Source organism: Adonisia turfae CCMR0081 (assembly GCF_011009555.1).
GTDB classification, from domain to species: domain Bacteria; phylum Cyanobacteriota; class Cyanobacteriia; order Phormidesmidales; family Phormidesmidaceae; genus Leptothoe; species Leptothoe turfae.
The window spans coordinates 3,178,098-3,183,768 of record NZ_QXHD01000004.1 but is presented as its reverse complement, the minus strand read 5'-3'; the positions used below and the strand labels follow the sequence as shown (position 1 = coordinate 3,183,768).

The window sequence follows — 5,671 nt, the reverse complement described above, 5'->3', positions numbered from 1 at the left end:
TCCATGATGGGATGCACGTGAAGGCCAATCCCTATTTACGGTTTGCCATCCCATTCGGATCACCAAAAGTCGCCAAGAGCCCGAAGTTAGTGTGATTTTGCAGTGATCAAACATCTGGAACGCTGTGAAGTCAAACAGCTGGATGAACCCCAAGCAATTTTGGGCTGGCTCTACGTTATGTCAAAATCATCTGTGTTAGAGACTTTGCTTATATCTTTTGGAACGATCAGGCTAGCCAGTTCCTTAAAGACGTAGTAAAAAATAATTTTGATAGGACCGAGAAATCTATTTCTTTCGTACTTTTTTCTGATTACTCAGAAGAGATTTTTGTTAAATTGCAATGGCCCGTCCATGGGCAACAGAATCTTCTCGGTTATGCAACCAATTCTTTAGCAATTAAAGGTTGTAGCGAATACAGCAACTGGTAATTCGCACCCAGTGGAAGCCCTCAATCCATTCGCCACTTCAGTCTTCAATCAAACTGAGCCAAATACTGCCAATCAACTCAGGAGCATAGCCACATGTTTCTTTATCGTAGACACGATAACGATCAAGCGTGCTTACCTGATGAGGATAGGCCACATCCGTTTCAGGATTCAAGACGTTATTGATTCCAACGGAAAGTCAATGTTTGCTGTTGTATGCCATCCTATAAGCGTGTTCCAAAATTTGCAGTTTTTTATCGATTGGGAGAACAAACCATGTATCACTGGGACCTGTAACGCCGGATCGTATGGATCCGGCCATTCGACAACTTTCTGAAACCTACAACCATCGCTCTGTTGAAGCTCACTGGCAGGCCATCTGGCAGCAAACCCAGATTTACGACACCGATACTGCCAGAGCAGCTCCCGACCAACCGCCTTTTTACAACTTGATGATGTTTCCCTACCCATCTGCGGCGGGGTTGCATGTGGGAAATGTGTACGCTTTCACCGGAGCCGACATCTATGGTCGCTTTATGGCCATGCAGTGTAAAGATGTCTTTGAACCGATGGGCTTCGATGCCTTTGGTATCCACAGCGAAAACTTTGCCATCAAACAAGGTATTCATCCCCGACAGCTCACAGATCAGAATGTGGAGCGGTTTCGGGAAACTCAACTAAAGCGAATCGGCAACCACTTTGCCTGGAACCATGAGGTCAATACGACCGATCCGACCTACTACAAATGGACTCAGTGGCTGTTTTTGCAGTTATTCAAAGCGGGATTAGCTGAGCGCAAACGAGCCGCAGTCAATTGGTGCCCGTCTTGCAAAACGGTGTTGGCCGATGAGCAGGTGGCGGAAGGCGAATGTGAACGCTGTGGCACCAAGGCGACCAAACGAGAGTTGGAACAGTGGTTTTTCAAAATCACCCGCTATGCTCAACGTTTGTTAGACAATTTGGATAATTTGGACTGGTCCGAGCGCGTGAAGGCGATTCAGCGAAACTGGATTGGTCGTTCCGAAACCGATGGTGAGGTCCACTATCATTTGCGCGATTGGTTGATCTCACGACAGCGCTACTGGGGACCACCAATCCCGATTATTCATTGCGACACCTGTGGCGTAGTGCCTGTGCCTGAAGACCAGTTGCCTGTGGAATTGCCCCAAACGGACAACTGGTTGCCTCAAGGTACAGGGAATTCACCTTTGGCTGATATACCTGAATTCGTCAATACCACCTGTCCTTGTTGTGGCAGCAAGGCTCGTCGGGAAACGGATGTGTCCGACAATTTTTTAGATTCGGCCTGGTACTTCTTGCGCTATCCGTCGAGCCATTGTTCCGACATTCCCTTTGACCTCGAGATCACGGCTCATTGGCTGCCGGTGGATATGTACATCGGTGGGGCTGAGCACTCGGTCTTGCACCTCATGTACACCCGCTTTATCACAATGGTGTTGCATGATTTGGGTTACCTGCCCTTTGAGGAACCGTTTCGGCGTTTCCGAGCCCATGGGTTAATTACCCAAAATGGGGTCAAGATGAGCAAGTCTAAGGGCAACGTGGTGCCCCCCGATCAGTACATTGAGGCCTATGGGGCCGATACCTTACGTGTCTACTTGATGTTTTTGGGGCCGTACGAGCAAGGGGGCGATTTCTCCGATCAGGGTATCACGGGAGTTCATCGCTTCTTACTTAAATCGGATCTGGCAGTTGGTGATGACTTATCTTGCTGCTGAGGTCAGCCAGTCGATGGATAGGGAGTCGCAACGGCAACTGCACCAAACCATCCATAAGGTGAATACCGATATTCAGGAGTTGAAGTACAACACGGCGATCGCTGCTTTGATGAGCTATCTAAATCATCTGGAAGCTAAGGACACGCCTGCTTGGGAAGAAGTTCACGCTTTGGTGTTGATGCTGGCCCCCTTTGCACCTCACATCGCTGAGGAACTTTGGCACCACTTGGGAGAACCTTACTCGGTTCACCAGCAGCCCTTTCCACAAGCTGATTTGGCCCAGATACAATCGGAACAGGTGACCATTGCGGTGCAAATTAACGGACGTACCCGCACCACCTTGAAGTTAGCCATAGAGGCGTCTGAAGCCGAAGCCACCGCCCAGGCCATGCAGTCTGCGATCGTGCAACGCTACCTAAAGGACGGGGACATCAAGCGAGTGATCTATGTGCCTGGCCAAGTACTCAACTGGGTCATCTAAGAACTTCAAAACATGCGGCAGTGGCAACCTAAGCGACTGCCGCCCAATACATCGCCTACTCCCCGACCTCCGCAGCCTATCTTCTACAATCAAACTAGTAACGGCTAGCCTTAACCCTCCAGCCATGACAGCCTTCACCATTACCCTTGATCCCATTGGGAGGTTAACCGACGAAGCGTTTTACCAGCTTTGTCGTGCCAATCCTGACGTTAAATTTGAACGTTCATCCCAGGAAGAAACGTAGCCGTTGGGAATCCCTTAACCCCACAGAACAACAAAAGTTTCCACCCATTGCCCCTGACTTTGTTATCGAGTTACGATCTGCTTCCGATAGTTTGGCAACACTCCAGACCAAAATGCAGGAGTACTAGGCAAATGGAGTATGTTTGGGATGGTTGCTTAATCCCCAGGATCAGACCGTAGAGATTTATCGACCGAGCCAGCCTGTGGAAATTTTAAAATCTCCTCTGCCTATTTGCATGGCTTCGGCAAAATGACGTCCACTGCAGCACTCCCACATTAAAAAGCAAGATCAGGGCCTTTGGACTCTAGCTTACGCTCTCTCAGCTCTGTCCTAATTTTTTGGGGGTCACTACAAAACTAGAAGCACACCAATAAAAGAAATCTATGGGTCTAATCAAAACCCTTATTGAGCTAACACCTCGATAAAAGATATCTGTAAATAGAGATACAGATACTTTATGGTTATCATCGATTAAATGAAGCAAATTGATAGGAGTCCCCGCCATGAAGCCTCATTATCTTTGGTTCAGAAGACTTTCTCTCTCTTGTGCCCTGACGTTTTCTTCAGTTTTGATTACATCTTGCTCTGGCCCCAGCGAAAATGCCGAAGGTGCAGCCAATACAGCCAGTACTGGCAATGGAGAGGTGATCCGTATTTCTATTGGGACCCAAGACCAGGTAATTAATACGGCTGTTGGCGGTGCCACCGTACGAGAATTAGGGCTATTGGAAAAACATCTGCCAACAACAGGCAAATACGAAAATGTAGAATACGATATTCAATGGTCTAGCTACACCTCAGGACCACCTATTACCAACAAAATGCTTGCTGACCAGATTGATATTGGTTTAATGGGAGATTTTCCAGCCGTTATTAATCTGATTAAATTCCAAGAGGAGGTTGAGGGAGTTACCTCCACATTTATTGGCACCCTAGCCTATAGCCCTAACGGAGCAGGTAATGCGGTTGTTGTTCCCAAGGATAGTGATGTCACCTCTTTAGCGGATCTAAAAGGAGGCTCTGTATCCGTTCCTTTTGGCTCCGCAGCTCACGGCATGGTGCTCAAAGCCTTGAGCGACGCTGGTATTGACCCAGAGTCAGATGTCAAACTGATTAGCCAAGCACCGGAGGTGGGTGGTACCAGCCTACGTACGGGTCAAATTGATGCCCACGCTGACTTTGTCCCCTTTGGAGAATTATTCCCCTTCCGAGGATTTGCCAAGAAGATTTTTGATGGAGCCCAAACAGGCGTTCCCACCCTACACGGCATTGTTGTTCGTTCGGATTTTGCCGAAGAGCACCCCGAAATCGTTCAGGCCTATCTTCAGGCAATGCTGGAAGCTAACCAAACGTTTCAAGAGAAGCCCGAAGAGATCTCTGCCCAAATTGAAGAATGGTCAGGTATTGAGAAAGAAGTCGTTTATATGTTTCTGGGGCCGTCTGGGCTACAGCCTATAAACCCAAGTATTGGTGAAGTGCAGTTAGAAGCGCTCAAAAACAGTATTGCCACGTTGATTAGTCTGGGTAAAATTGAATCCCCGGTCAACCCAGACGATGTTACCCAGTGGGTCGATGAAAGCTTCTTAAAAACAGCCATGGACAACATGGGCTTGAACTATGACGAAGTGATTGAAGTGGGCGAAAGCTATGTCATCACCGGAAATGACGCCCTCACCAACGAGCCAATTGAAGAGCCCAAAATGGCAGCCCAGCTGTGGATCCAAGAAGAGCCCACAGTGACTAATTTTGCCACCATTCCTAACATGATCAAAAAGCTCAACGAGCTACAGGCTGATGGCAAAGCTTCTGATGTGATCTTTGTCCACGATCGCAACAAAGGCTGGAAGCTGTTTGCGGAGAACTCTCACTATGTCAAAAATGGAGATGAAGTATCGGCCTTTTTGCTAGAAGCCGATGCCCAGGCGTTTGCCTCTGAGTCCGGTGGCCAGGTAACCACCTTTAAGAGCCTGCTACAGACCTATGCCAACGGACCTCAGCCAGCTCGCATTAGCCGTTTAACTGTGGAGGATTTGAAGCAGACACTGTTGGAGGCTGTACCAGCGTTGGCGGGTTAAGAATACATGCTCTCAACCATTCCTTTAATAATTCTCTCCTATGGCCAGCACCCTGCCTCAATCTCACGTTCGGGCTCGTAGCTCTAGCCCGATGTCAAGCTTATATCAAACCCTACAGGTCATCTTGTCAGGCCGTTCTGTCAGGCGGTTTATCGCCCTGGCCCTCTTTTTTGGGATCTGGCAAATCCTATGTATGATTGGCTTTAAGTTCTTTATTAACTTTCAGCTGATCCCCTCTCCATGGGAGGTGGCAAAAGCCACTGTCGATTTCTTTACCAGTGACCCCTGGGTGCATATCCGCTCTAGCGTGGTACGGGTATTGGTAGGGTTTGCTGTAGCATCTGTTTTGGCGGTCGTCTTGGGGATTATTATTGGCTGGTTTCAAATTGCTGAAGACCTTTTAATGCCAGCATTAGAACTGCTTAGACCCATACCGGCTGTGGCCTGGATTCCACTCGCCATCTTAATGTTTCCCAACGCTGAGACGGGAATGATTTATATCACCTTTATTGGCGCATTCTTCCCGGTTTTGATCAGCACAATTCGTGCAGTTGAGAATATTCTGCACGACATTGTCCTGATTCGGGTAGGTCAATGTCTAGGGGCCAATCAATGGCATGTTTTCAAAGATATTGTCATTCCAGGAGCCTTGCCTGGCATAGCCAGTGGATTGACCATTGGCATGGGCAATGCCTGGTTTTGCTTAG

At 48.2% G+C, this 5,671-nt stretch carries 5 protein-coding genes and 1 pseudogene; 5 read left to right on the top strand and 1 reads right to left on the bottom strand.

The genetic code is table 11. The annotated features are described in order from the left end of the window. Positions 1-465 precede the first annotated feature (465 nt). Positions 466-600 carry a hypothetical protein gene (locus DXZ20_RS38255; RefSeq protein ID WP_284681683.1) on the bottom strand — a complete coding sequence of 45 codons (135 nt, stop codon included), beginning with the start codon at positions 598-600 and terminating at the stop codon, positions 466-468. Between the two features lie 133 nt (positions 601-733). Between DXZ20_RS38255 and DXZ20_RS17890 the strand changes: the two genes are divergently transcribed. From DXZ20_RS17890 to DXZ20_RS17875, 5 genes and pseudogenes are all read left to right on the top strand, one after another. After that, positions 734-2,164: a class I tRNA ligase family protein gene (locus tag DXZ20_RS17890; protein ID WP_431732082.1), complete on the top strand. Its 1,431-nt coding sequence runs from the start codon at positions 734-736 to the stop codon at positions 2,162-2,164. After that, complete coding sequence (locus DXZ20_RS38745; protein ID WP_431732081.1) at positions 2,145-2,645, top strand: class I tRNA ligase family protein; 501 nt, start codon at positions 2,145-2,147, stop codon at positions 2,643-2,645. The genes DXZ20_RS17890 and DXZ20_RS38745 overlap by 20 nt, the downstream gene beginning before the upstream one ends. Positions 2,646-2,881: 236 nt before the next feature. After that, positions 2,882-3,142: pseudogene (locus DXZ20_RS17885) on the top strand (Uma2 family endonuclease); the annotation flags it as partial. 250 nt (positions 3,143-3,392) lie between these two features. Continuing rightward, positions 3,393-4,964: an ABC transporter substrate-binding protein gene (locus tag DXZ20_RS17880; protein WP_163668503.1), complete on the top strand. Its 1,572-nt coding sequence runs from the start codon at positions 3,393-3,395 to the stop codon at positions 4,962-4,964. Positions 4,965-5,004: 40 nt separating this feature from the next. Beyond that, the coding region (locus DXZ20_RS17875; protein ID WP_163703524.1) for an ABC transporter permease at positions 5,005-5,671 on the top strand (667 nt) is incomplete at its 3' end.

Excerpts from the sequence above, each read along its gene's own strand:
- DXZ20_RS17890 (WP_431732082.1), top strand. The coding sequence starts at position 734 with ATGGATCCGGCCATTCGACAACTTTCTGAAACCTACAACCATCGCTCT.
- DXZ20_RS38745 (WP_431732081.1), top strand. The coding sequence starts at position 2,145 with ATGACTTATCTTGCTGCTGAGGTCAGCCAGTCGATGGATAGGGAGTCG.
- DXZ20_RS17880 (WP_163668503.1), top strand. The coding sequence starts at position 3,393 with ATGAAGCCTCATTATCTTTGGTTCAGAAGACTTTCTCTCTCTTGTGCC.